14 protein-coding genes and 3 pseudogenes are annotated in these 20,329 nt (G+C 72.7%); 14 read left to right on the top strand and 3 right to left on the bottom strand.

Annotation, left to right across the window (positions count from 1 at the left end; all coding sequences use genetic code 11):
* Positions 1-94 precede the first annotated feature (94 nt).
* From MMSR116_RS17300 to MMSR116_RS17240, 13 genes and pseudogenes are all read left to right on the top strand, one after another.
* Positions 95-1,701: pseudogene (locus tag MMSR116_RS17300) on the top strand (aldehyde dehydrogenase (NADP(+))).
* Between the two features lie 74 nt (positions 1,702-1,775).
* Entirely contained in the window at positions 1,776-2,756 is a 981-nt protein-coding gene (araD1, locus tag MMSR116_RS17295; RefSeq protein ID WP_010686577.1) for an AraD1 family protein, read from the top strand.
* A gap of 1 nt (position 2,757) precedes the next feature.
* Positions 2,758-3,321, top strand: a pseudogene (locus MMSR116_RS17290) (Gfo/Idh/MocA family protein); the annotation flags it as partial.
* Between the two features lie 177 nt (positions 3,322-3,498).
* A complete protein-coding gene (locus MMSR116_RS17285) occupies positions 3,499-5,025 on the top strand; it encodes a carbohydrate porin (protein ID WP_010686579.1) in 1,527 nt (508 codons plus the stop codon).
* A 614-nt stretch (positions 5,026-5,639) separates the two neighbouring features.
* Complete coding sequence (locus MMSR116_RS17280; protein WP_010686580.1) at positions 5,640-5,840, top strand: hypothetical protein; 201 nt, start codon at positions 5,640-5,642, stop codon at positions 5,838-5,840.
* A 725-nt stretch (positions 5,841-6,565) separates the two neighbouring features.
* On the top strand, positions 6,566-7,138 hold the full coding sequence (gene msuE, locus MMSR116_RS17275) for an FMN reductase (RefSeq protein ID WP_010686581.1): 573 nt from the start codon (positions 6,566-6,568) through the stop codon (positions 7,136-7,138).
* 10 nt (positions 7,139-7,148) lie between these two features.
* On the top strand, positions 7,149-8,096 hold the full coding sequence (locus MMSR116_RS17270; protein ID WP_010686582.1) for an aliphatic sulfonate ABC transporter substrate-binding protein: 948 nt from the start codon (positions 7,149-7,151) through the stop codon (positions 8,094-8,096).
* A gap of 54 nt (positions 8,097-8,150) precedes the next feature.
* On the top strand, positions 8,151-9,200 hold the full coding sequence (locus MMSR116_RS17265; RefSeq protein ID WP_010686583.1) for a sulfonate ABC transporter substrate-binding protein: 1,050 nt from the start codon (positions 8,151-8,153) through the stop codon (positions 9,198-9,200).
* The gene (gene ssuC / locus MMSR116_RS17260; RefSeq protein ID WP_010686584.1) at positions 9,200-9,982 is read left to right on the top strand and encodes an aliphatic sulfonate ABC transporter permease SsuC; all 783 of its coding nucleotides are present in this window, start codon (positions 9,200-9,202) and stop codon (positions 9,980-9,982) included. Before MMSR116_RS17265 ends, ssuC begins: the two co-directional genes overlap by 1 nt.
* Positions 9,982-10,827: an ATP-binding cassette domain-containing protein gene (locus tag MMSR116_RS17255; protein WP_010686585.1), complete on the top strand. Its 846-nt coding sequence runs from the start codon at positions 9,982-9,984 to the stop codon at positions 10,825-10,827. Before ssuC ends, MMSR116_RS17255 begins: the two co-directional genes overlap by 1 nt.
* A gap of 117 nt (positions 10,828-10,944) precedes the next feature.
* Positions 10,945-12,120: an FMNH2-dependent alkanesulfonate monooxygenase gene (gene ssuD, locus MMSR116_RS17250; RefSeq protein ID WP_010686586.1), complete on the top strand. Its 1,176-nt coding sequence runs from the start codon at positions 10,945-10,947 to the stop codon at positions 12,118-12,120.
* Between the two features lie 149 nt (positions 12,121-12,269).
* Positions 12,270-12,539, top strand: a complete 270-nt coding sequence (locus tag MMSR116_RS17245; protein ID WP_010686587.1) for a hypothetical protein — start codon at positions 12,270-12,272, stop codon at positions 12,537-12,539.
* A gap of 1,396 nt (positions 12,540-13,935) precedes the next feature.
* Entirely contained in the window at positions 13,936-16,233 is a 2,298-nt protein-coding gene (locus MMSR116_RS17240) for a cyclic nucleotide-binding domain-containing protein (protein WP_010686590.1), read from the top strand.
* Between the two features lie 8 nt (positions 16,234-16,241).
* Here the strand turns inward: MMSR116_RS17240 and MMSR116_RS17235 are convergent, their stop codons facing one another.
* Positions 16,242-16,637: a DUF3307 domain-containing protein gene (locus MMSR116_RS17235; protein WP_010686591.1), complete on the bottom strand. Its 396-nt coding sequence runs from the start codon at positions 16,635-16,637 to the stop codon at positions 16,242-16,244.
* Positions 16,638-16,979: 342 nt separating this feature from the next.
* Here MMSR116_RS17235 and MMSR116_RS31940 point away from each other — a divergent pair.
* Positions 16,980-17,462: pseudogene (locus MMSR116_RS31940) on the top strand (sigma factor); the annotation flags it as partial.
* A 24-nt stretch (positions 17,463-17,486) separates the two neighbouring features.
* Here the strand turns inward: MMSR116_RS31940 and MMSR116_RS31935 are convergent.
* Both MMSR116_RS31935 and MMSR116_RS17220 read right to left on the bottom strand, forming a co-directional pair.
* Positions 17,487-18,902 (bottom strand): MATE family efflux transporter, encoded by a 1,416-nt coding sequence (locus tag MMSR116_RS31935; protein WP_039894519.1) that lies wholly within the window; start codon positions 18,900-18,902, stop codon positions 17,487-17,489.
* On the bottom strand, positions 18,899-20,314 hold the full coding sequence (locus MMSR116_RS17220) for a lysine N(6)-hydroxylase/L-ornithine N(5)-oxygenase family protein (protein ID WP_244625477.1): 1,416 nt from the start codon (positions 20,312-20,314) through the stop codon (positions 18,899-18,901). Before MMSR116_RS17220 ends, MMSR116_RS31935 begins: the two co-directional genes overlap by 4 nt.
* Positions 20,315-20,329 lie beyond the last annotated feature (15 nt).

Genomic DNA, 20,329 nt, shown 5'->3' with positions numbered 1-20,329 from the left:
TATCCTGAAGTTGTAGGAGTGCAAGCGTCGACACCCCTAGGCAGGAGAAGTCGAGACGCTTGCGAGCCCGGCCGAACTGATCTAGCTTATTTGTATGAGTAAACAGCCTGCAGCGCCCGGGACCATCCGGGGAACCGGCCTGGTCGGCGCCGCAGATGTGGCGTCCGGCGAGACGTTCGTGGCGGTTGACCCGGCGACGGGAGCGCCGCTGGAACCGGTCTTCTCGGCGGCGGGCGCCCCGGAGGTCGCGGCGGCCTGCGCACTGGCGGAGGCGGCGTTCCCGAGCTTCTCCGAGACCGATCCCGAGACCCGCGCGGCCTTCCTCGAATCGGCGGCCGCGGCCGTGGACGATCTCGGCGCGCCCCTGATCGAGCGGGCCATGGCCGAGACGGGCCTGCCGCGGGCGCGCCTGGAGGGCGAGCGCGCCCGCACGATCGGCCAGCTGCGCCAGTTCGCCGACCTCGTGCGGTCGGGCGCGTGGGTGCGGGCGACGATCGACCCGGCCCTGCCGGACCGCAAGCCGCTGCCCCGGCCGGACCTGCGCCGCCGCCACGTCGCCCTCGGCCCGGTGGCGGTGTTCGGCGCCTCGAACTTCCCGCTCGCCTTCTCGGTGGCGGGGGGCGACACCGCCTCCGCCCTGGCGGCGGGCTGCCCCGTGGTGGTCAAGGGGCATCCGGCCCATCCCGGCACCGGGGAGCTGGTGGCGCGGGCCCTGCGGGCGGCCGCGGCCGCCTGCGGCCTGCACGAGGGCGTGTTCTCCTACCTGCCGGGGCCGTCGAGCGCCCTGGGCGCCGCCCTGGTGGCCGATCCGCGCGTCAAGGCCGTCGGCTTCACGGGCTCGCGCGGCGGCGGTCTGGCGCTGATGCGGATCGCCGCCGCCCGGCCCGAGCCGATCCCGGTCTATGCCGAGATGAGCGCGGTGAATCCCGTCCTGCTCCTCCCCGGCGCCCTGCGGGCCCGGGGCGCCGCCCTGGCGTCCGGGTTCGTCCAGTCCCTGACGCTGGGGGCCGGGCAGTTCTGCACCAATCCGGGCCTGCTGATCGGGATCGCGGGGCCCGAGCTGGACGCGTTCGCGGAGGCGGCGGGCGCGCTGATTCGCGAGAGCGTTCCCCACACCATGCTCACCGCCGACATCACGTCGCGGTTCGAGCGTATCGTCGCCGCCCTGGCGGATCGCCCGGGGGTGACGGTCGCGGCGCGCGGGGTGGCGGCGGGCCCGGGGGTGCCCCCGCCGCCCTGCTGCGCACGGAGGCGCGGAGCCTCCTGGCGGATCCGGCGCTGGCCGAGGAAATGTTCGGCCCCGCCTCCCTGCTGGTCGCTGTGGCCGACCCGGCGGAGATGGCCCGAGTCGTCGCGTCCCTCGAGGGCCAGCTCACCGCGACGCTGCATCTCGACCGGGCGGACGAGCACCTCGCCGCGGGGCTGGTGCCGCTCCTGGCGCGGAAGGCCGGGCGGATCCTCGCCAACGGCTGGCCCACCGGCGTGGAGGTGGCGCCCGCGATGGTGCATGGCGGCCCGTTCCCCGCCACCTCGGACGGCCGCAGCACCTCGGTCGGCACCCTGGCGATCGAGCGGTTCCCGCGCCCCGTCTGCTACCAGGACCTGCCCGACGCGCTGCTGCCGTCGCCCCTGCGCCCGGACAATCCCTGGCACCTGCCGCGTCGGATCGACGGCGCGCTCCAACCGCAACCGAGCCGCTGACCGGCCACCGCGCGGCCCTCGACGGCCGCGCGTTCGGGACGCCCCGGCATGGGCGCCCCTGGGAGGAACACACGATGGGCGGATCACTCCTACAATTCCGCCGACCCGACGGGGAGCGCGGCGTCGCTCTGCTGGACGCGGGCCAGGCGCGGCAGGTGATCGGCGTGCGCAGCGTAATCGAGCTGGCGCGCAAGGCACTGGCAGCCGGGGGCGGGCTGGCCGAGACGGCGGCCCTGTCGGGGCTGGGCACGGCCATCGATCCCGATTCCGTGCAGCTGCTGCCGCCGGTGGACCACCCGGATCCCGCGCATCTGCTCCTGAGCGGCACCGGCCTGACGCATCTCGGCTCCGCGGAGGGCCGGGACGCGATGCATCGGGCCGCGGCGGCCGATCCGGCGCCGACCGATTCGATGCGCATGTTCCGGATGGGGGTCGAGGGCGGCAAGCCGGCCCCGGGGGAGACGGGCGTCCAGCCCGAATGGTTCTACAAGGGGGACGGCAGCGCCATCGTCGGAACTGGCGAGCCCCTCGTCTCGCCCGCCTTCGCCCGCGACGGCGGCGAGGAGCCGGAGATCGCCGGCCTCTACCTGATCGACGCGGACGGCACGCCGGTGCGGCTCGGCTTCGCGCTGGCGAACGAGTTCTCCGACCACGTGACGGAGCGGGCCAACTACCTGTGGCTCGCCCATTCGAAGCTCCGCCCGGCCGCGCTCGGACCGGAGCTGTGGCTCGGGGACCTGCCGCCGGAGGTGCGCGGCGTGAGCCGCATCCTGCGCGACGGCACCGTGCTCTGGGAGAAGCCGTTCCTCTCCGGGGAGGCGAACATGTCCCACAGCATCGCGAACCTGGAGCACCACCACTTCAAGTACGCGCCGTTCCGCCGGCCCGGCGACGTGCACGTCCACTTCTTCGGGACCGCGACCCTGTCGTTCGGCGACGGCGTCGCGACCCGGCCGGGCGACGTGTTCGAGATCGCGGCGGCGCCGTTCACGCTGCCCCTGCGCAATCCGCTGGCGGTCGCGCCGCCGGCGGACGTCACCGTGCGGGTGCTCTGAGATGGCCGAACCGATCCGCATCGGCCTCGTGGGCGTCGGCAAGATCGCCCGCGACCAGCACCTGCCGGTGATCGGCGCCAGCCCGGATTACCGGCTCGTGGCGGTGGCGAGCCGGCATGGCGGCCTCGACGGCGTGCTTAATTACCGGACGCTGCCCGAGATGCTGGCGGGGCAGGGGGACCTGCAGGCGGTCGCCCTGTGCCAGCCGCCGCAGGCGCGCTTCGAGGCCGCCCGGGCGGCGCTCGCGGCGGGCCTCCACGTCTTCCTAGAGAAGCCCCCCGGGGCGACGCTGGCCGAGGTCGGACTGCTGGTTGAGGCCGCGCGGGCCCGGGGCGTGAGCCTGTTCGCGAGCTGGCACTCCCGCTGCTCGCCCGGGGTGGAGCCCGCGCGGCGCTGGCTGTCCGGGCGCCGGATCCGGTCGGTGTCGATCGCGTGGCTGGAGGATGTCCGGCACTGGCACCCGGGCCAGGACTGGATCTGGACGGCCGGCGGAATGGGCGTGTTCGATCCGGGGATCAACGCCCTGTCGATCGCCACCCACATCCTGCCGCCCTTCTTCCTGACCGATCCGGGCCGGGCAGAGCGACGTCGACCTCAATCCGCTCATTCACGCCGCCGACGCCTTCCTGCGCGGCGCGCGCCGCACGGTGGAGGCCTTCACGGACTGACCGAGGAGGATCCCGGCGGAACACGGACGCGACAGAGCCCGACAGGGCCGCGCGGTTAAGGGGGAGTCATCACGATGGGAAAGCACATGCGATGGGCGGCGCTCGCGTTCGGCGCCGCCATGGCCACGGCGGGCATGGACCCGGCCCGGGCTCAGGATGCGGCGGCGCCTCCGGACGGGGGACCGAGCCTGGTGAACCCGGGCCCGAAGGCGAGCCCGGCGCAGAAGGCCCGCTACAAGGCGAACCGCGCCCGGCGGCGGGTCATCCGTGAGGGCCGGAGCTTCGCGGGCGCCAGCAGCGCGGCGGCCACGAGCATCGCGCAGGGCGCCACCGCGGCGCCGCCGTCGCTGCCGCCCGGCACCGTCGACCTGGGTCACGGGGTCACCGCGATCCTGAACTACACGGGCGAGTTCGCCACCAATCCCTCGGGCGGCCGGCGCCAGGGCTCGGACTATGCCGGCCAGGTGTTCTTCGGCCTCGACGCCGATCTCGGCCGGCTGGCCGGGATCGAGGGCGGCTCGGTGCACACCATCGTGACCCAGCGCCACGGGCGCGCCATATCGAGCGACTTCATCGGCAACACCACCAGCGTGCAGGAGATCCAGGGCGGCGGCCAGACCGCGCATCTCACCGCGCTGTCCTACGAGCAGAAGCTGTTCGACAACCGCCTCGACATCGAGTTCGGCCGCGTCCTGGCCAACCCGAACTTCCTGGCCTCGCCGTTCTACTGCAACTTCCAGAACAACGGCATCTGCGGCGCGCCGAAGGGCGCGTTCAAGATGACGAACATCACGTGGTGGCCGATCGCCACTTGGGGCGCCCACGCCAAGGCCTGGGTCACCGACAAGGTGTTCATGCATGCCGGCGTCTACGAGGTGAATCCGCGCGATCAGCAGGCGGACCAGAACGGCATCGACTGGTCGACCCGCGGCGCCACCGGCGTCGTGGTGCCGGTGGAGGTCGGCTACTCGACCAACTTCGGCAACGACCCGCTGCCGCGCAACTACGGCATCGGCGCGATCATCGACCAGTCGGACTACAAGGATCCGGTGCAGGACGTCCGCCGAGGCTCCTACCTGATCAGCGGCCTCGATCCGCTGACCCGGTTCGGCCGGTCGGCGGTCTACGCCCGGTTCGACCAGATGGTGTGGCGTCCCGATCCGACAGGCGTCCAGGGGCTGACCTTATTCGGCGCCTTCCTCGCCGCGACCGGCGGGCGGCAGTTCGAGGATTACTTCCTGAACGGCGGCGCCGTCCTCACCGGCACCTTCGCGGGCCGGCCCTACGACACGCTGGGCTTCGGCTTCGCGCTGGAGCACTTCTCGCCGCTGGGCCTCGCCAACCTCCGGGCCGCGCGCACGGCAGTTGGGCTGGGCCGCAACGTCGCGTCCACGCAGACCATTCTGGAGGTGAGCTACGGGATCCAGGTGACCCCGGCGATCCGCCTGATGCCGAACCTGCAATACGTCATCAATCCGCAGTTGCAGGAGCGCTTCTTCGCGCAGCCGAAGCGGGTCCCCGACGCCTTCGTGATCGGCGCGAAGCTCTCGGTTGACCTGTTCACCCTGGCGGGCTTCGCCAAGGGACCGGGCAGCCTCTGAGCCAAAGCGGCGAGCCGGATTCCACCCGGCTCGCGGACCGCCACCCAGGCAGGCGGGCCGCAGAATCGTCCGCGCGGCCCGCCTGCACGCGGTGTCGTCCGGATGCCCGGGCGGGGACGCGTTCCGATCTTCATCGTCACGCGCGCAGCGCCGTGCCTTGAGAGCGCGCGAGGTGACCGGCACCGTCATATCCCGGCGCGACGAACGCCGAAGTTGCAATCCGGGGCCGCGCGGATCCGGGGGCAGAGCCTCTGAAGCGATGATTCCGTGGCGGGCGACCCGCCGGAGATGCCGATCCTCCGGGAGGGCTCGAAATCGGGACGCCTTTCTCCAGGCATCGGCGGTCTCTCCGGGCAGCCGTCCCGCCTTGCGGGACCACGCGATCGCGACCGGGGGCCGCCGATGGGACAGGACGCAGGGGCGAAACGGCCGGCGCCGATCCCCCGATCCGGACCCCCAGTCCAGGCTCCCCGATCCTACGAAGCCCGCGCGCAGCGCGGTCAACGCAGCGATCGACCGGGCCTTGCCACCGACCCCTTGACTGTCAGATTGTAACTGTTCTAATTCTTATGAGAAAGAAGGACCCTGTCGGTCCGCAGCAGGAGATACGCGACATGGCCAGCGCACAGTGCGAGAGCTGCAAGTTCTTCGACGAGCACAAGGGCAATGGCGGCACCGCGCAGGGCGACGCCGGCCTGTGCCGCTTCAACCCGCCGGTCAGCCAGCCGGAGCCGGATTCCAAGGGCCTGTGGCCGGTGGTGGCGTCGAGCGACTGGTGCGGTCACTTCACGGCCGAGATCAGCGCCGCCGAGTAACCGGCGACAGACATCGTGAGACCGGGGCCGGCCCGAAGGGCTGGCCCCTTTTCGTTTGCGGTCCCCATCGGCCTGCGGCATGGGCGGATCGGACCGATACGACCTCCGAACCCGCATGCAGGGTTCACCCGCGCCGCCCCGGAGCGCTCCCGAAGCGTCCCCCTTGCGGTCGATGCCGTCACCGTCCGGCACTCCAGGATGGACCGCCGCGACGCTGCGTAGCCCGCGAGGCTCGGTCCGCTCGGCCGAACGGGCGGCGCGTCGATGCGCCCACTCACCGCCGCTCGGGTCCGGTCTTCCGGTCCAGAAAGCGCGGACGGGAGCCCGTCCGAGGCGGGACCGCGTGCCAATGCCCTGAGCCGCCTCGCCGCGCCGCACAAGGCATATCGCAGCAGGAACATCCGCCTTCAAAATCCGCCGTGCGTAGAATTTCCGTGCCCCATCGGTGAGCCGGAGAGATCACGTTGCCGCCAGCGCTTGATCCGGCCGCTCCAAACGTGATGCAGCGCGCACAATCGACGCGCGCGACAAAGTAAAACGACATCCGAAATCGTAGCTTTCGAGGAGAATGTTTTTCTCCCCCAGATCAATAGGGAAAGCCGTTTCATTGACGTCGGCGAAGACGGCCCGTAATTCTAGTGGCCAGTCTGGATGTCCGGTCGTGCAGCCTCCGCGCCGTCCGATCGGTGCGATCCGCCATCCCGCTTCACCGCAAGGCACTGAAGATGACACGACCGAGACTCGTCGGGCTGAGCGCGAACGTGCAGCGCCCGTCCAAGACCCGCACCCTGGTCGATGCGGTGCTGCGGGAGGCCGGCGCGCAGGTGGCGCTCGACGCGCGCATCCTGGACTTCGTCGATGCCGGCCCCGGCCTCGGCGCCGCCTGGACCCGCGATCAGCTGACGCCCGCGGCGCGCGACGTCCTGGCGGCGATCGAATCGGCGGACGGCCTCGTCGTCGGCTCGCCGGTCTACAAGGGCGCCTATACCGGCCTGTTCAAGCACCTGTTCGACCTCGTGGATCCGGGGGCGCTGGCCGGCAAGCCCGTGGCCATCGTGGCCACCGGCGGCGGGGCGCGCCACGCGCTGGTGGTCGAGCACGCCTTCCGGCCGCTCTTGGGCTTCTTCGGCGCACTGCAGATCCCCACCGCGGTCTACGCCTCGGACGCGGATTTCAGCGACGGGACGCTCACCGAGGCCGGCCTGCGCGCCCGCGCCGCAGAGGCGGGCGGCCAGCTCGCCGCGCTGCTCGCCCACCGGGCCGCGGCCGCCCCGGTCGCGCTTGCCGCCGCCGAGTGAAGGCCGGACTATGCTCCACCGCCGCGCCCTGCTGGCCGCCCTGGCGGCCGTTCCTGTCGCCCGGCCGGCCCGCGCGGCCGAGCCCGGCGTGCTGCGGATCGGCTACCAGAAGAACGGGATCCTGGTCGTCGCCAAGCAGCAGGGCCTCATCGAGAAGCGCCTGGAAGCGCTCGGGCAGACGGTGCGCTGGACCGAGTTCTCGTTCGGGCCGCCGCTGCTGGAAGCCCTGTCGGTCGGCGGGATCGATATCGGCCTGACGGGCGACGCGCCGCCGATCTTCGCGCAGGCCGCCCGGTCCAACCTGGTCTACGCGGCCGCCCAGGAGGGCGGGAGTTCCGGCGCCGCGATCCTGCTGCCGAAGGGCTCGGCCCTGCGCAGCCTCGCCGACCTCAAGGGCAAGCGGGTCGCCTTCGCCAAGGGGACGTCCGCCCACAACCTGACCATCGCAGCGCTGGAGAAGGCCGGCCTGAGCTACGCCGACATCGAGCCCGTGACGCTGGCACCCGCCGACGCCGCGGCGGCCTTCACCCGCGGCGGCGTCGATGCCTGGACGATCTGGGACCCGTACCTCGCCATCGCCGAGCAGGGGGAGGGGGTGCGCGTGCTGGCCTACGCCACCGCCATCACCCCGCAGAACACCTTCCTGCTGGCGAGCCGGCCCTTCGCGGAGACCCGCGCCCCGGTGCTCGGCGCGGCGATCGAGGCCCTGGGCGCGGTGGCGGCCTGGTGCGCGCAGAACCGCGGCGCGGTCGCCGAGCTCCTGTCGCAGGGCACCGGCGTGCCGCTGCCCGCGACCCGCCGGGCGGTGGACCGGGCCGAATATGGGTTCGGCCCGATGACCGACCGCATCGTCGCCCAGCAGCAGGCCGTCGCCGACCGCTTCCACGCCCTGAAGCTGATCCCGAAGCCGATCCGGATCGCCGACGCGGTCTGGACCGCCCCCGCCCGCGACGGCTGAGACCGATCGCAGAGAGCCATGCAGAGAGCCATGCAGAGATCCTGGCAGAGATCCATGACCGGCCGAACGCCCCGTACCCTGTCCCTCGCGTCTCCAGCCGCGTCCCCCGCCGGGTCCGCCCCGAGCCGCCGGCTGCTCCTGTCCGCCGGGCTCGGCCTCGCGGCGGCCGCGGCGTTGCGCCCGGCCCGCGCGGCGGGGAGCATCCGGATCGGCTACCAGAAATACGGGTCCCTCGTGCTGCTGAAGGGCCGCGGCCTCCTGGAGGCGACGCTCCAGCCGCTCGGCACCACGGTGTCGTGGTCGGAGTTCCCCTCCGGGCCGCCGCTCCTGGAGGCGCTGAACGCCGGGGCGATCGATTTCGGCTCGGCCGGCGAGGCGCCGCCGATCTTCGCCCAGGCCGCCAGCCCGGAGCTGCGCTACGTCGCCGCCGAGCCGCCGGCGCCGCGGGGCGAGGCGATCCTCGTGCCCAAGGACAGCCCGATCCGCAGCGTCGCCGACCTGCGCGGCAGGACCATCGCGCTCAACAAGGGCTCGAACGTCCACTACCTGCTGGTGCGCGCCCTTGAGCAGGCGGGCGTGCCCTACGACGCGGTGAAGCTCGCCTTCCTGGCGCCGGCCGACGCCAACGCGGCCTTCGTGCGCGGGTCGGTCGATGCCTGGGTGATCTGGGATCCGTTCCAGGCCGCGGCCGAGCGCGCCACCGGCGCCCGGGTGCTGGTCGACGGGCGGGGGGTCGACGGGCACGCGCTCGCCCCCAACCGCCAGTTCTACCTGTCCCGGCGCGGCTTCACCGACACGAGCCCCGGGATCGTGTCGGCCGTGCTCAAGGCGATCGCGGAGGTCGACGCCTGGGCGCAGGGCCACGCCGAGTCCGTGGCGGCGGAGCTCGCGCCGTCCGTGGGCATTCCGGCCCCGGTCCTCGGCGTGGCGCTCGGCCGCCTGTCCTACGGCGTCGCGCCCCTCGACGCGGCCGCGGTGGCCGACCAGCAGAAGGTCGCCGACGCCTTCCACGGGCTCGGCCTCCTGCCGAAGCCGATCCGGGTGGCCGACGCGGTCTGGACGCCGCCCGGGCGCACGGCCGGAACCAGGGCGGAGAACCCGTGATGGCCCGATCCAAGCTTCACCGGATCCGCGACACCGCGGTGCCGTGGCTCGTGCCGGTCGCGATCCTGCTCGGATGGCAGGCCGCGGTCTCGACCGGGCTCGTCTCCAACCGGTTCATGCCGGCCCCCCTCGACGTGGTCCGGGCCGGCTGGGAGGCCGGGCGGACCGGGGAACTCTGGACCAATCTCGGGGTCAGCACCCTGCGGGCGCTGGCGGGCTTCGTGGTCGGCGGCGGCATCGGCTTCGCGCTCGGCCTCGCCAACGGCCTGTCGCGCCTGTCGGAGCGGCTGACCGACACCTCGGTGCAGATGGTCCGCAACGTGCCCCACCTGTCGCTGATCCCGCTGGTGATCCTGTGGTTCGGCATCGGCGAGGAGGCCAAGCTGTTCCTCGTGGCGCTGGGCGTGTTCTTCCCGATCTACGCCAACACCCTGCACGGCATCCGCTCGGTGGATCCGGGCCTCGTGGAGATGGGCCGGGTCTACGGCATGTCCCGCACGGAGCTGTTCACCCGGGTGGTGCTGCCCGGCGCCCTGCCGTCGATCTTCGTGGGCCTGCGCTACGCGCTCGGCATCATGTGGCTGACGCTGATCGTCGCCGAGACGATCTCGGCCTCGTCGGGGCTCGGCTACATGGCCATGCAGGCGCGCGAGTTCATGCTGGTCGACGTCGTCGTGCTGGCGATCCTGATCTACGCCGCCCTCGGCAAGCTCGCCGACGCCCTGACCCGCCAGCTCGAGCGCGCCTGCCTCGCCTGGAACCCCGCCTACAGGAGCGCCTGATGCTGCTCGACGCCGTCCGCCGCGAGGCGCTGCCCGACGCGATCGATCCACCCCGGCAGGCCGGAAGCCCCGCGCCGTCGCGCGCGGAGCCCTCCGCCCGCGGGATCGCCGTCACGGTCCGCGACCTGCACAAGAGCTTCGACGGCCACGCGGTCATCGAGGGCCTGAACCTGTTCCTGCCGGCGGGCGGGTTCACCGCGGTGGTGGGCCGGTCCGGCTGCGGCAAGAGCACCCTGCTGCGCCTGATCCTCGGCCTGGAGACGCCCACCGGCGGCCGGATCGACCTCGAAGGGCCGGAGGGCAGCCCCCGCCGGTCCGAGCCGCCGAAGCGGATCATGTTCCAGGAGCCGCGCCTCCTGCCCTGGGCGCGGGTGGTGGACAACGTCGCGGTCGGCCTGTCGGGCCACGGCAGCCGGGCCGAGCGCCGGGCGCGGGCGCTCGCGGCGCTGGCCGAGGTCGGCCTCGCCGACAAGGCCGGGCAGTGGCCCGCCACCCTGTCGGGCGGTCAGCGGCAGCGCGTGGCGCTCGCCCGGGCGCTGGTGAGCCGGCCGGGCCTGCTCGCCCTCGACGAGCCCCTGGGCGCCCTCGACGCCCTCACGCGCATCGACATGCAGGACCTGATCGAGCGGATCTGGCGGGCTCAAGGATTCACCGCGCTGCTCGTCACCCACGACGTCGCGGAGGCGGTGGCGCTCGCCGACCGCATCCTCGTGGTCGAGGCCGGCCGCATCGCCCTCGACCTGCGGGTGGACGTGCCGCGCCCGCGCCGGCGCGGGGATCCGGACCTCGCCCGGCTGGAGGGCCGCATCCTCGATCACCTGCTCGGATCGCAGCCGGCCGCCTGAAGGCGGGCCGCCGTTTCCCGGACGCGGCGACCCGCCCTAGCTCTCGAAGATCGCCGGATGCGCGCAGTCGGATCCGGCTTTTCCGCATCCGGCCACCGGGCCGCGAAGGAGATTCCGATGACCGCATCGACTGACGGACGCGCCGACGTCCTCTGGTTCCTGCCGACCCACGGCGACGGCCGCTACCTCGGTGCGCAGGAGGGCGCCCGGGAGGTCTCGCTCGCCTACCTCCGGCAGATCGCCCAAGGGGCGGACGAGCTCGGCTATTACGGCGTGCTGCTGCCGACGGGGCGCTCCTGCGAGGATTCCTGGATCATCGCCTCGGCGCTGGCGCCGCTGACCCAGCGGCTGCGCTTCCTCGTGGCCGTGCGGCCGGGCCTGATGGAGCCCTCCGCGGCGGCCCGCATGACCGCGACCCTCGACCGGATCTCGGACGGCCGCCTGCTGATCAACGTCGTCACCGGCGGCGACCCGGTGGAGCTCGCCGGCGACGGCGTGTTCCTGTCCCACGACGCGCGCTACGCGGTCACCGACGAGTTCCTGACGATCTGGCGCGGCCTGCTCTCGGGCGAGACCGTGACCTTCGCGGGCGAGCACCTGCGCACCGAGAACGGCCGGGTGATCTTCCCGCCGGTGCAGAAGCCCTACCCGCCGCTCTATTTCGGCGGCTCCTCGCCCGCCGGGATGGAGGTCGCGGCCGAGCATTGCGACGTCTATCTCACCTGGGGCGAGCCCCCGGCCCAGGTCGCGGAGAAGATCGCTTCGGCCCGCCGCGCCGCGGAGGCGCGCGGAAAGACCTTCTCGTACGGCATCCGCCTGCACGTGATCGCCCGCGAGACGGAGGGCGCCGCCTGGGAGGCGGCCGAGCAGCTGATCTCCAAGCTCGACGACGCCACCATCGCCAAGGCGCAGGAGACCCTGAAGCGGCAGGATTCCGTCGGCCAGAGCCGCATGATGGCGCTGCACGGCGGCAATCGCGACAAGCTCGTGGTGTCGCCCAATCTCTGGGCCGGCGTCGGGCTCGTGCGCGGCGGCGCCGGGACGGCTTTGGTCGGCTCGGCCGATCAGGTCGCCGACCGGATGAAGGCGTACATCGATCTCGGGATCGACCGCTTCATCCTCTCGGGCTACCCGCACCTGGAGGAGGCCTACCGCTTCGCCGAACTGGTCTTCCCGAAGCTGCCGCTGCGTCCCACCACCGGCCGGCCCGTAGGCAATGCCCGCAACGACGGCCCGTTCGGCGAGATCATCGCCAACGACCTCGCGCCGACCCGGCGCGTCGGGGCGCACTGACCTGCGGATCGGCCCGGCCTGCAGTATTGGGCATGGCTGATCTGCATCCCGATTGTCCGGATGTCATGGTGACGCCATCCTTGGCGTCCATCCGCCCCGCCCATCGCCGCGCGATGCGCTCGCGCGGCTTGGACGCGTGAAGGATGTCCATGACTTCGACCAAGTCGGCCCTGTTGGCCATCGCCCTGTGCTTCGGCCCCGCCGCGGCCTTCGCGGAGCAATCCCCGGCCCGGGAAGCGCTCAAGCAGCACTGCACCGGCGACTACATGGATTACTGCAGCGCCTACGCGCCGGGCGGCCCGGAGGTCGAGGCCTGCTTCAAGGCCAACCTCAAGAACCTCTCCCCCGGCTGCTCGGCGGCGATCACCGCCTACAAGAAGGAGCAGCGGGCGACCAAGCGCGTCAGCGAGGCGCGCTGACGGATGCCGTCCGGTCGTCCCTGACGGCGGGGCGCTCCTCTCGGGACGCCGATCGGGTTGGAAGAGCCTGCGTGTCGATGGGCTCGCGATCGCTGTCGTGACGCGTCCTGTCCGGGCGGCGCGTCGACGCTCAACCCTCGCCCCCGTCATCCCGGGGCCGCGCAGCGGAGCCCGGGATCCAGAACCACCGGAGCCGCAGAGCTTGCACCGTCGCGGCTCTGGGTTGCCCGCCTCCGGCGTGCCCCTTCGGGTCCGGGCTCGCCTGCGGCGCCTCGGAATGACGGCAGGCTCGGCCGATGTGCCAAGGGCTACGGCTGATATGCTCGGCACCGTCGTCCTTGCGAGCGCAGCGGAGCAATCCAGCGGCGCCACGCCGGCCGACGTCGCGCTGCCCTGGGTCGCTTCGCTGCGCGCGCGATGACGGTCGAGCACGCGTCGACCGGGCGCCCGACGGCACGAACCTTGACAATGTTCCTATTTTGTGCTTCCTGACCGCACCTGCCCGCGGCGCTTCGGGAGCGATCCTGTGGCGTCCGTTCTGGGGCTTGTCCGGTGGCTGACCGGGCGGGTCCGCGGGCGGGGCGGTGCCCGCGTCGGTGGCTCTCAGCCGCCATCGCCCCGGGCGGCGGACCGGCACGGGGCGTGTCTCGGAGGCGGGCGTGAGACCGGGCGGCCCTTGGCCCGGCGGGGTGAGGAAATGCCCCCGCGCCGACCCGCCTCTGGGCCTGCCCGAAGCTCCCTGCGGACCCGCCCACTACGAGGCGGGGGACGGCTGGAAGGCCACGGCGCTGAAGGGCGGGTTCCGGAGGTGCGTGCACCTCGACCGAGACCGCCGGCAGCGAGGCGCAGGACCGGGACGTCGGCAAGACACCGCGACGAGAAAGACGGTAGCGATCGGGGGCGATGCCCGGCCGCTGCCGCGGGCGCCGCGGGGATCGGATCCCGCGCGTACACGGCCGACACCTGGGTTCCCGCGGCGTCCCGCGTCCCGCGTGTTGCTTCCTGGGCCATGCCCCCGGCGCCGAACCGCGCGCGGGGACGAGGACGCGTGTCCGGAGACGGCGGACCCCGTCGGCGGCCACGGCGCCCTGACGGGCCGGCCGCGGATCAGGGCGGCCTCCGGAACAGTGTTACTGAAATCCTGCGCCTATCCCGGATCCCGCCGGCATGATCCGGGACTGATCGGATGCGAGCGTACTCCGATCTTCCGAGGAGAGGATCAGTAAAACGTGCCCTCAAATCGATCAACCAACACGGAATTTTAAGCGTGCGGCACCGACCGGGAGGCGCTAATCAATCCCCCCACGAATCCGGCACCCGTCCGCAACCGCGCACGACAGCGCAGCGGGGGCGATTGCGGCCTGCGCCGGAGCTCAGAGAGCCGGATCCCGCCCCCATGACCACCGCCGATCTGTCATCCGCAGGGCCGGGATCCGGGGGCGTGGCAGGTGCCGCGACCCTGCGCCTGTCGCGCACCGTCGTGGCCGCCGCCGTGGCCACGATGATGATCGTCGTCGATCTCATCAGCTTCTCGCAGCTGATCTTCTCGGGCCCCCTGGCGGAGTGCCGCGCCGCCGGGGTGTCGGCGATGCTGGCGGCCTACATGGCCGGCAGCCTCGTCTTCCTCGCGCTGCGGCGGGACGTGGTGATCTCGCTGTCCTTCTTCGGGGCGGCGGCCATCGTCCAGGCGGCGATCGCCGCGGCCGTCGCCGAGCAGCTGCGCGCGGCGGGCGTGACCGATCCCGACTCGGTCGGCCCGATCGTCCTCGTCACCTGCGGGCTCTCGACCGCGATCACCGGCCTCGTCTTCGCCCTCCTCGGGACCCTGCGCGCCTCGCTGCTGGCACAGCTGCTGCCGTTCCCGGTCCTGATGGGGTTCCTCGCCGGCGTCGGCCTCCTGCTCCTGCGCAGCGGCGTCCAGATCGGCGCCCAGCTCGCCGATCCCCTCGGTGCGCTCGTCGGCGCGCTCGTCGGCGCGCTCTTCGGCGACCTCGGCCCGGCGGCTTTCGCCCCCATCGATCCCGGGGCGCTCGGGCGGGTCGGCCTGACGCTCGGCATCGGGGTCTGCGCCTTCTACCTGCCCCGGCGCCGCGCGCACTGGACGACCTACCCGGCCGTGATCCTCACGAGCCTCCTCGTGGTGCATCTGGGGCTGGCCTGGCAGGGCCTCGGGCCCGCCGCCGCGCAGGCCGGCGGGTGGCTGATCGACCCGCTGCCACCGGGCTCCCTGCTCCGGGTGCCGGCCATCGGCCACCTCGCGTCCTTCGATCCCGCCCTGATGCTGCCGATCCTGCCCAAGATCGTGACCTACGTGGTCGTCGCGGTGATCGTGCAGATCCTCTACGTCGTCAGCGTCGAGCTGGACCTGCGGCGCGAGTTCAACGTCGACCGGGTCTTCGTGGCGTCGGGCGTCGCCAACCTGCTCGGCAGCCTGTTCGGCAGCCCCGTGATGGGCTTCGACCGGACCTCGACGCTGCAGCTGCACAACATCGGGGGCGGGCGCTGGCTGGGCCGCTGGCTCACCCTCGCGGCGATGGCGGCCCTCCTCGTCTTCGGCGCCGGCATCATCGCGCTGCTGCCGCGCCCGCTGGCGGGCGGCGCCCTGGTCGCCCTGGGCCTCGGCCACCTGACCAACCTGGCGCTCGCCGGCCGGGCCTTCCTGCGGTGGGAGATCGCCATCGCCCTGGTGGTCTGCGCCGCCACCGCGCTGTTCGGCGCCACCGTGGGCTTCCTGGTCGGCGTCGTGATGGCGATGCTGATCTTCGCGGTCCAGTACGCGCAGATCCCGGCCCTGCGCCGGGTGCTCACCGGGGCGGAGCGGCGCAGCAGCGTGATCCGCGCGCCCGACACGGCCGAGCGGCTGCGCGCGGCCGGCACCCGGACCCGGATCTACGCCCTGCAGGGCTACCTGTTCTTCCTCAACGCGCAGGCGATCCACCGCCGGGTCGTGGCGGAGAGTACTGGCGAGAGTACCGCCGGGGCCGCGGACCTGCGCGTCCTCATCCTGGACTTCCGGGACTGCGTCGGGCTCGACAGCTCCGCCCTGGTGGCGTTCCGCAAGATCGGGCAGCGCGCCGAGCAGCGCGGCTTCGACGTTCTGCTCGTCCATCTCGGCCCGACGGTGCTGCGGCAGGTCGCGCGCAGCCGCCTCACCGCCAACGCGCGGATCCGGATCCTCGACACCCTGGACGCGGCCCTGCGCGAGGCCGAGGACACCCTCCTGTCGGAGACCGGGACAGCCGGCACGGACGAGGTCGCGCCCTTCGCCCGGCACGTGGCCGACCGCCTGGGCTGCGCCGTCGGACCGGCCGATTTCGCGCCCTACCTCGCCGTCCGCGACCTCGCGGCGGGCGAGACGCTGATGCGCCAGGGCGAGGCGGCCGACGCCCTCTACTTCCTCGAACGGGGCGTCGTCTCGATCGAGATGAGCCTTCCCGGCCGGCCCAACCTGCGCCTGCGCACCACGACGGCGGGCACGGTGATCGGCGAGATCGCCCTGGTGCAGGGCGGCCGGCGCACCGCCACGGCGCTGGCCGAGAGCCCCTGCCGGGTGGTCGGCCTCGACCGCGCCGCCCTCGCCCGCATGGAGGCCGAGCGCCCCGACCTCGCGCTGACGTTCCAGCGCTTCCTGATCCTGGAACTCGCCGGCAAACTCGTGGACACGAACCGGCTGCTGGAGGTCGAGCTGCAGTGAGGCCGCGATCAGGCGACCGCCAGCATCACGGCGAGGCCGATATGGGTGACCTGATGCAGGAACTGATCGACGCCGATCAGCCACCAGAAGCGGGCGTCCGTGGCCGGGAAGTGGGTGCGCTGGCCAACCAGAGCCTTGCCGCGGTCGATCGCCGTATGGATCGCGAAATCGACGACGGCGAGCCACCACAGGGCCGGCTTGACCGCGAGGGCGATCAGCAGCGTGCCGAGTCCGTGAAGGCCGGTATGGGCGCAGAGCGGGGCGATCCAGTCCGCGGCGCGCTCCTTGCCCTGCGCCATCCAGTTGCTCTGAAGCAGGAAATCCGCGCCGAGCTGCTTCACCGCGAAGGCCAGGAGGATCAGCGCGAACGCTCCGACCGGGACGGACGTGTCGAAGGACGGCATCGCGGCGCTGGTTCTCCTGCTCGCGCGCCCGCGCGAGGGACATCGCGAAGGCCATCGTGCGGGACATCCGGACCGGTCGCCCGCTCCGAATCGGCACGCGCCCAGCATACACGGCCGCCCGTGCCCTGGCGCGCCCGAGCCGGCGCCGGGCGGGCGGGGGCCGGAGATCCGGACAGCAAGTCGACGCGGGTGACCACAATCGCCGGAGACTGAATTCTATAGACAATCCGGCAGAAAAAAACGAAGCGTTCGCAAGTTTTAATAGTTCTAATTCATGAACATAGAGGTTGTTGCGCAAAGATTTCCCGTGATAGCCCTTGCCTCTGCACGAACTCTGCGAGCGTGACAGTGGCAGCCCTCAAGCGCGACGTGAGCCATGACTTTGCGGCGACCGGGCGCGCCGACCGGCAGCCGGTCGACGCGGCAACGTGGAACCTCGCTGCGTTCGTGCGCCATCGCGCCGCCTACCTGACGCGGGCGCGCCGCATCCTCGGCTGCCCGGCCCAGGCCGAGGACGTGGTCCAGGACGTGATGCTGCGTCTCATCGCCGACCCACCGCAAGCCGAGCAGGCCGATCGGGCCGCCTATGTCGGCCGGATGGTGCGCAACCTCGCCCTCGACCGGGCGCGCCGGCGGGGCTTCGAGGGGCGCCTGTTCACCGGCCTCGACGCCGCTCCGGACCCGGCCGATCCCGGGGCGGGAACGCCCGAGACGGCCGCAGCCTCTCGGGAATCCCTGCGGCAGGTCGCGGCCGCGGTGGCCGAGTTGCCGGAGCCGGTGCGCACCGCCTTCCGGCTCCACCGGGTCGAGGGCGTGCCGCAGATCGAGATCGCGGCGCGGCTCGGGGTCTCACGTGCCCTGGTGTGCGGCCTCGTGCGCCGGGGGCACCTCCACTGTCTCGCGGCCCTCGACCGCCGCTGCGCCGCCTGCCCGGCGCGCGTCCGCAAACCAGGCCAGCATCAGGGCCAGCCCGATCCCGTCGGCCAGGAACTCGGCCGCGACCCGGCTGGCGAGCACGCCCGCGTAGCCCATGAGCGGCGGCAGGATCAGGAGCGGCGGGATCAGCGCCAGCCCCTGCGCGGCCAGCGACACCGCGGCGGCCCGGCGCGGCGCGCCGATGGCCTGGAACAGGGTCGCGGCGGCGAGCTGTAGGCCGACCGGCGCGAAGGCGAGGGCGAAGATGACCAACGCGCGAGCCCCCTCGCGGGCGGTGCCGGGATCCTGCGCGAACAGGCCGGCGAGCGGCCCCGCCAGCGCGGCCATCAGACCGCCGACGCCGAATCCGTAGACGAGGGCGGCGGCGAGCACGACGCCGAGGGCGCGGTGCAGACGGTCCCGCCGTCCGGCGCCGGCCGCGTGGCCGAGCACAGCCTGGGCGCCAGCCATCATACCGAGCAGCGGCAGGGCCGCCACCAGGGTCAGGCGCAGGGCGATGCCCTGAGCGGCGACCGCGGCGTCGCCGTAGGGGGCGGCTGCCTCGACGAACAGCGCCATCGCGAAGGCCGCGAGCAGGCTTGACCCGGTGGCCGGTACGGCGAGCCGAAGGGCCTCAGGGATCAGGCCGGGCTCGATCCGGCCTCGGCCGGGCCACCGGAACCGGATCCGGTCCGGACCCCGCGCCCGGACATAGTGCAGGCCGTACGCTCCGGCGCCCGCGAGTTGCGCACCGATCGCCGCCCAGCCCGCACCCGCGGTGCCGAGGCCGCAGAGGCGGATCAGCACCCAGTCGAGCAGGATGTTCAGGCCGAAGCCGCCGACCATGATGGCGCCGCTCAGGCGCGCATGACCCTGAGCTCGGACGATGAAGCCGCCGACGATCATCACCAGCATCAGGACCGTGCCGACCGTGGCGAGCGCCGTGTAGGGCGCGGCCGCGGCGGCCAGCGCGGAGTCCGCGCCGAGGAGCCGGAGCCAGAACGGCGTGTCGATGAGGATCGCGACCGTCACGACGAGCCCGGCCGGCAGACTCAGCCAGAATCCCAGGGCGGCGGCCGCGTCGGCCCGGTGCCGGTTGCCCGCACCGAGCGCCCGCGCGACCTGCGAGGCCGCCGCGATCCCGGCCCCGTAGCCGAGCGCCGCCACAAGCAGCGTGACCGGATACGCGATGGCGATGGTGGCGATGGCCGCCACCCCGAGATCGGCCACGAACCACGCGTTGACCAGCATCTGTAGGGCGTGAGCGGAGATCCCGAGGATCGCCGGCCCCGAGAGCCGCAGGACCAGGGCGACGACCCCGTCCCGGTCGAGGTCGGCCGGCCGCCTCACGGAGCCGACGCGGCGGAACGGATCGCGGCCCGGGCGGCGCGCTCCTCCCTGAGGATCGTCCGCGCAATGGCGCCGGCCCGCACCGGCAGGATCGACAGCAGGGTCTCGGTCAACCCGTGGGTCGGCTCGCTGAACCCCTGCAGGTGCAGGCTCACCCGGGGCTCGGCGAGAGTGAGCGGCAGGCGATAGTTCCGGTCCGCGGTCTCGCCGGCGAGGAACGGGCGCACGGGGTCGAGGATCGCCGGCACCGCGGCGCGCTGGTAGCCCGTGGCGCAGATCACCGCCGCGTAGGGCTGGCGCTCCTCGACCCCGGCGACGTCGTCGCGCAGGGTCGCGCACAGGGCGCCCGATCCCGGATCCAGCGCCACCACCCGGGTGCTGCGCCGCAGCCGGTAGCGGGTCACGCCGCTCACCGCCTGCTCGTAGAGGGTGGCGTAGAGATCCTGGATCAGGTCCGCGTCGACCACCGCGTAATTGGTGGACCGGTGTGCGGCGATCAGCTCCGCCCGCACCGGCTCCGGCGCGTCGTGGATGCGGTCAACGGCAGCCGGATCGAAGATCTCGTTGACGAAGGGGCTGTCATCGGCGGGCTTCAAGGCCGGCCCGCGGATCGCGAGGTCGATGAGCGCGCGCGGATAGCGCTCGCCCAGGTCGGTGGCGATCTCCACGGCGCTCTGACCCGCACCCACCACCAGGATGCGGGGTTCCGGCCCGTCGAGGCGCGGCGCCCCGAGGGCCTGCGCGATTCCCGGCAGGTACCAGGAGGAATGGATCAGCCTGGGGTCCTGCGCGTGGGCGGCGAAGGGGGCGGGGATCGCCGGATCACCGCCCGCCGCCACGATGAGGTGGCGGCAGCGGCGCAGGCGGGACACACCTGCCCCGTCCCGGGCCTCGACCACGAAGGCGGCGAGCCGCCCGTCGCGCGCCTCCGGCCGTACGGCTTCGACGATCTCGCCGTAAGCAACCACGTCCGAGAAGTGGTTCGCCGCCCAGGCGAGATAGTCGTTGTACTCCACGCGCGACGGGTTGAAGGTCTTCAGGTTGAGGAAGGTGCTGAGCCGCCCCTTCACATGCAGGTAATTGAGAAAGCTGAATGGGCTCGTCGGATCGCGCAGGGACACGAGGTCCTTCACGAAGCTGATCTGCATGTCGGCGCCGGGCAGCATCATCGCCCGGTGCCAGCCGAACCGTTCCTGCCGCTCGATGAACCGGAGGGACGGCCGCGGCGGTCCGTCGCCGATCGCGTCTTGGAGGGCGATGGCGAGGGACAGGTTGGCCGGGCCGAAGCCGATGCCGATGATGTCGTCGGTCTCGGGGTGATCCGTCATCGCGCGCATCTCTGTGGTCGGGAACAGGTCGAAGCTCGTGGTCTGCCACGCTCCTTCGCCGAACCGGCGGTCCCGGCGGTGCAAGAGCGCGTCAGGCTG

The organism is Methylobacterium mesophilicum SR1.6/6, assembly GCF_000364445.2.
Taxonomy (GTDB): Bacteria; Pseudomonadota; Alphaproteobacteria; order Rhizobiales; family Beijerinckiaceae; genus Methylobacterium; species Methylobacterium mesophilicum_A.
This window is presented reverse-complemented; position numbering and strand designations above follow the sequence as displayed.

What these genes read in the sequence shown, in the direction of transcription:
- araD1 (WP_010686577.1), top strand. Translation starts at nt 1,776, where the DNA reads ATGGGCGGATCACTCCTACAATTCCGCCGACCCGACGGGGAGCGCGGC.
- MMSR116_RS17285 (WP_010686579.1), top strand. Translation starts at nt 3,499, where the DNA reads ATGGGAAAGCACATGCGATGGGCGGCGCTCGCGTTCGGCGCCGCCATG.
- MMSR116_RS17280 (WP_010686580.1), top strand. Translation starts at nt 5,640, where the DNA reads ATGGCCAGCGCACAGTGCGAGAGCTGCAAGTTCTTCGACGAGCACAAG.
- msuE (WP_010686581.1), top strand. Translation starts at nt 6,566, where the DNA reads ATGACACGACCGAGACTCGTCGGGCTGAGCGCGAACGTGCAGCGCCCG.
- MMSR116_RS17270 (WP_010686582.1), top strand. Translation starts at nt 7,149, where the DNA reads ATGCTCCACCGCCGCGCCCTGCTGGCCGCCCTGGCGGCCGTTCCTGTC.
- MMSR116_RS17265 (WP_010686583.1), top strand. Translation starts at nt 8,151, where the DNA reads ATGACCGGCCGAACGCCCCGTACCCTGTCCCTCGCGTCTCCAGCCGCG.
- ssuC (WP_010686584.1), top strand. Translation starts at nt 9,200, where the DNA reads ATGGCCCGATCCAAGCTTCACCGGATCCGCGACACCGCGGTGCCGTGG.
- MMSR116_RS17255 (WP_010686585.1), top strand. Translation starts at nt 9,982, where the DNA reads ATGCTGCTCGACGCCGTCCGCCGCGAGGCGCTGCCCGACGCGATCGAT.
- ssuD (WP_010686586.1), top strand. Translation starts at nt 10,945, where the DNA reads ATGACCGCATCGACTGACGGACGCGCCGACGTCCTCTGGTTCCTGCCG.
- MMSR116_RS17245 (WP_010686587.1), top strand. Translation starts at nt 12,270, where the DNA reads ATGACTTCGACCAAGTCGGCCCTGTTGGCCATCGCCCTGTGCTTCGGC.
- MMSR116_RS17240 (WP_010686590.1), top strand. Translation starts at nt 13,936, where the DNA reads ATGACCACCGCCGATCTGTCATCCGCAGGGCCGGGATCCGGGGGCGTG.
- MMSR116_RS17235 (WP_010686591.1), bottom strand. Translation starts at nt 16,637, where the DNA reads ATGCCGTCCTTCGACACGTCCGTCCCGGTCGGAGCGTTCGCGCTGATC.